This is a genomic window from Aeromonas sp. 1HA1 (assembly GCF_029237385.1).
GTDB classification, from domain to species: domain Bacteria; phylum Pseudomonadota; class Gammaproteobacteria; order Enterobacterales; family Aeromonadaceae; genus Aeromonas; species Aeromonas popoffii.
Genome location: NZ_JAACGC010000186.1, coordinates 1 through 1,014, shown reverse-complemented (window position 1 = coordinate 1,014; position 1,014 = coordinate 1). Strand labels below are relative to the sequence as shown.

Annotated in this window: 2 protein-coding genes; both read right to left on the bottom strand. The window is 40.3% G+C overall.

Features of this window, described 5'->3' with window-relative positions; genetic code table 11:
- Positions 1–158: 158 nt before the first annotated feature.
- Positions 159–449, bottom strand: a complete 291-nt coding sequence (locus GWQ22_RS21560) for an antibiotic biosynthesis monooxygenase (protein ID WP_212512801.1) — start codon at positions 447–449, stop codon at positions 159–161.
- A gap of 44 nt (positions 450–493) precedes the next feature.
- Positions 494–856, bottom strand: coding sequence for a MerR family transcriptional regulator (locus tag GWQ22_RS21555; RefSeq protein WP_275931636.1), 363 nt, complete (start codon positions 854–856; stop codon positions 494–496).
- Positions 857–1,014: the final 158 nt, after the last annotated feature.

The window sequence follows — 1,014 nt, the reverse complement described above, 5'->3', positions numbered from 1 at the left end:
TCGGCCGCACGATGAAGAGCAAAAGTTAGCATGATCGTTACCATGTTCGGGAGTCACATAGGAGATCAGATCCTGGAAATCGGGAAAAGTGCCAATCAGTTCACAATATTTGTGTATAAGAGTCAGAATCAGTGCTGTACATACAGTTGGCTGAACATTTAAGACACATCACTGACAAAATATTGCACCACTTCTGTCAAATCATGTTTCAGATACTCTTGCGTGTGAGGTTGCTCAAAGTGAAATTTGAAATCATCTTCACTGTCAAATCTTTCCCACAGCAAGAAGCGGCTCTCATCATCGACACATTGGTGAAGTGTGAAAATCGAGCAACCGGGTTCCTTTAATGTCTCTTCGCAAAGTTTTTTCAGGTACTGACACGCTTTACCTATGTTGGCAGGTTCTTTGACCTTCAGCTCAGCTGTAATGTAATAACCGGAATTAAACATAAATGACTCCTTTCTAGTGGAGTCTGTACGCTAAGCCCTAGAGTTCACTCTAGGTCAAGGATTTTTTTGTCATAGGCGTCTACCTTATAGATCACAATATCCAACTCACCATGTAGTCTAGCTATCTCTTGTTCAAGATTAATTTTATGAGTTAAAAGCAACGATTTCCTTTCAGCCAAGGTTTTGGAGCCAGCTTGGCGTAGCTTGGCAAATAATTTAATTTCCGCTAGCGGCATTCCTGTAGACTTTAAGCGTTTAATCCAGGTCAACCATTCAATATCTGTTTTATCAAAGATGCGTTGTCCGGATTCATTTCTGCGGATATTAAGCAACAATCCCTCTTTCTCATAATATCGCAGCGAATGAATTGATATATTTGTTTTATTCGCTACTTCAGAAATTTTCACGATACCTCCATGAAACTTTTAACGCAGTGTTAAAGCTGACTCTTATACACAAATATTGTGAACTGATTGGCACTTTTCCCGATTTCCAGGATCTGATCTCCTATGTGACTCCCGAACATGGTAACGATCATGCTAACTTTTGCTCTTCATCGTGCGGC